1 protein-coding gene, 8 tRNA genes and 1 pseudogene are annotated in these 2,567 nt (G+C 40.7%); 8 read left to right on the top strand and 2 right to left on the bottom strand.

Annotation, left to right across the window (positions count from 1 at the left end; translation table 11 throughout):
• Nucleotides 1–19 precede the first annotated feature (19 nt).
• The 8 genes from HT701_RS08735 (at nt 20) to HT701_RS08770 (ending at nt 733) form a co-directional block, all read left to right on the top strand.
• Nucleotides 20–93, top strand: a tRNA-Met gene (locus tag HT701_RS08735).
• Between the two features lie 13 nt (nt 94–106).
• Nucleotides 107–180, top strand: a tRNA-Ile gene (locus tag HT701_RS08740).
• A gap of 10 nt (nt 181–190) precedes the next feature.
• Nucleotides 191–280 (top strand) — tRNA-Ser (locus tag HT701_RS08745).
• A 10-nt stretch (nt 281–290) separates the two neighbouring features.
• A tRNA-Met gene (locus HT701_RS08750) sits at nt 291–364 on the top strand.
• Nucleotides 365–367: 3 nt separating this feature from the next.
• Nucleotides 368–440, top strand: a tRNA-Phe gene (locus HT701_RS08755).
• 19 nt (nt 441–459) lie between these two features.
• Nucleotides 460–530, top strand: a tRNA-Gly gene (locus tag HT701_RS08760).
• 35 nt (nt 531–565) lie between these two features.
• A tRNA-Ile gene (locus HT701_RS08765) sits at nt 566–639 on the top strand.
• 6 nt (nt 640–645) lie between these two features.
• Nucleotides 646–733, top strand: a tRNA-Ser gene (locus HT701_RS08770).
• Nucleotides 734–959: 226 nt separating this feature from the next.
• On the opposite strand, the gene birA is transcribed toward HT701_RS08770, so the two are convergent.
• Together birA and HT701_RS08780 are read right to left on the bottom strand one after the other, a co-directional pair.
• Nucleotides 960–1,895, bottom strand: coding sequence for a bifunctional biotin--[acetyl-CoA-carboxylase] ligase/biotin operon repressor BirA (gene birA / locus HT701_RS08775; protein WP_050223738.1), 936 nt, complete (start codon nt 1,893–1,895; stop codon nt 960–962).
• Nucleotides 1,892–2,528 (bottom strand): annotated as a pseudogene (locus HT701_RS08780) (AraC family transcriptional regulator); the annotation flags it as partial. The pseudogene HT701_RS08780 and the gene birA, both read right to left, overlap by 4 nt.
• Between the last annotated feature and the right edge of the window lie 39 nt (nt 2,529–2,567).

Below are 2,567 nucleotides of genomic sequence, written 5' to 3' on the forward strand. Positions count from 1 at the left end.
TCCTGTCTTCCCGATTCATGGCGGTGTAGCTCAGCTGGCTAGAGCGTCCGGTTCATACCCGGGAGGTCGGGGGTTCGATCCCCTTCGCCGCTATAATGATCTTGTCGGACCTTTAGCTCAGCTGGTTAGAGCTCTCGGCTCATAACCGAGTGGTCGTAGGTTCAAGTCCTACAAGGTCCATTTGAATATTGGAGGATTACCCAAGTCCGGCTGAAGGGAACGGTCTTGAAAACCGTCAGGCGTGTAAAAGCGTGCGTGGGTTCGAATCCCACATCCTCCTTTTTTATTAACGCGGGATGGAGCAGCTCGGTGGCTCGTCGGGCTCATAACCCGAAGGTCGTAGGTTCAAATCCTGCTCCCGCAATAAGGCTCGGTAGCTCAGTTGGTAGAGCAATGGATTGAAGCTCCATGTGTCGGCGGTTCGATTCCGTCTCGCGCCATTTTATTGATAGTATTTATGCGGGTGTAGTTTAGTGGTAAAACTACAGCCTTCCAAGCTGTTGTCGCGAGTTCGATTCTCGTCACCCGCTTTGAACTTTGTTCAAATTACCAAGTTTTTTAACTTGGGCGCGTAGCTCAGGTGGTTAGAGCGCACGCCTGATAAGCGTGAGGTCGGTGGTTCGAGTCCACTCGTGCCCATTAATTGGAGAATTACTCAAGAGGCTGAAGAGGACGGTTTGCTAAATCGTTAGGTCGGGTAACTGGCGCAAGGGTTCGAATCCCTTATTCTCCGTTTTAATGAGAGTTTGTAACTCTCTTTTTCATTTGGCTCTTTGTCAACTGTAGTGGGTTGAAGTCAGCTAAGCTCGAGAAAGGACAAATTTCGTCCTTTCTTTTTTGATGTTCAGAGCCTAAAAATCCGTTTTTTGAAGTTTTCAGGCTCTTTGTCAACTGTAGTGGGTTGAAGAAAAGCTAAAATCTTTATATATTGTCGATTTTATGGTTGTTCTAATTTATTATTACTTCCAACTCTTGAGAGAAATTTCTCCGCTATTGAGCCAGATTTCTTTTCCGTTATCACATTGCACCAAAAGTTTTCCACTTTCAGAGATGTCTTTAGCAAGTCCCTTGTAGTCTTTTTGATCTAGTGTGAAAGTAACTTCTTTTCCAAGAACGAATGACTGTTTTTTATATAGGTATAATAACTCATCTGCTGGTGTTTCGAAGAAAGCACGCCAGATTTCTATGATTAATTCATTCCTTGTTATTGGAGCTGTAGTTTTAAATAAGCTAGCAGCTTTTTCTTTTAATTCCTGAGGGAAGTCTTTAATAGTGAAATTGATACCTACTCCAATAATGATATCTGTGACTAAGCCTGTTTCTACAGAGGTCATTGCTTCAGTGAGAATTCCTCCAATTTTATGATTGTTTAGGTAGATATCATTGACCCATTTTATGTCGACATCTATTAAAGTTAGGTTCTTAATGGCTTTGTAGACAGCTCCAGCTACAAGTAGTGTGTAGGACGGTAATTTGTCATAGGGAAGATTTGGTTTAAGATGGAGGGTCATATAAATGCCACCTTGAGGAGAGTAGAAGGAGCGTTGAAAACGGCCACGCCCTGCTATTTGATAGGAAGCTAGATAGAGGGTGTTTGCTTCATAGCCTAAATCAATTGCTTCTTTTGCATCGAGTTGTGTTGATTTTGTTTCGGGTTTAAAACTGATTTTAATTGGAAGATTTTCTTCTAGAATCTCTGGAAGAATAAGGTCACCATTCATCAGTTTATATCCTTTGTTTTTGATACTATCAATTTCAATGCCTTCTTGTTCTAGGCGCCTGATGGCTTTCCAAATTGATGTTCGGGTCAGTGATAGTTCTTCTGCAATCTTTTCTCCGCTGATATAGTCGTTTTCTTTAGCTAGAATCTGATAGACAGCTTGGTAGGATTTCATAGTGTTGCCTTTCTCACTAGTTGGTATTGAGAGGATTCTTTTCTTGTATGACTTGGGGTCTGATTTAAGTATTGTTTATAAGCTTTTGAAAAATGGAGTGGATCTGAAAAACCTACCGAATATGCAATTACCTTGATGGACTCTTGGGTATTTTCGAGAAGTTGTTTAGCTCGGTGCATTCGAACGTAGAGTAGGTATTCTTTGGGTGATAAGGTATTAAATTCTTTGAATACGCTTGATAAGTAGCTTCTGTGAACGGATAGTTCTTTTGTTAAATCTTGAATTGTAAGTGATTGAGGATAGTGGCTATCAATTAATCGTTTGCATTCAAGATAGAGTTGGTAGGTTGATGAAATATTCTTTTTTCTGATTGGGAGCAATAGTTCCCAGATGAAACATCAGTTCATGGAGTTGTCCCATGATATGGAGTTGAGCTAATTCATTGGATTTTGTAATCTGAGCGAAGCGAACAATGTCTGAGATGAGTTTTGCAGTAGTCTGGGTATGACAAGTTTCAGATTGGATGAGATAGGATTGATCAGAAATTTGAGAAAGAGCAAAAAAATCAGGAGCTTTCCCTCCAGTGATTCCTAACCAGTAGTAGGCCCAAGGTTCTTTACTATCTGCTTGATATAGTTATTTAGTTTTAAAAAAGCGTTCCAAACATTCAAA

The sequence above is a fragment of the Streptococcus sp. 10824 genome (assembly GCF_013276595.1).
Classification (GTDB): Bacteria; Bacillota; Bacilli; order Lactobacillales; family Streptococcaceae; genus Streptococcus; species Streptococcus pseudopneumoniae.

What these genes read in the sequence shown, in the direction of transcription:
- birA (WP_050223738.1), bottom strand. Translation starts at nt 1,895, where the DNA reads ATGAAATCCTACCAAGCTGTCTATCAGATTCTAGCTAAAGAAAACGAC.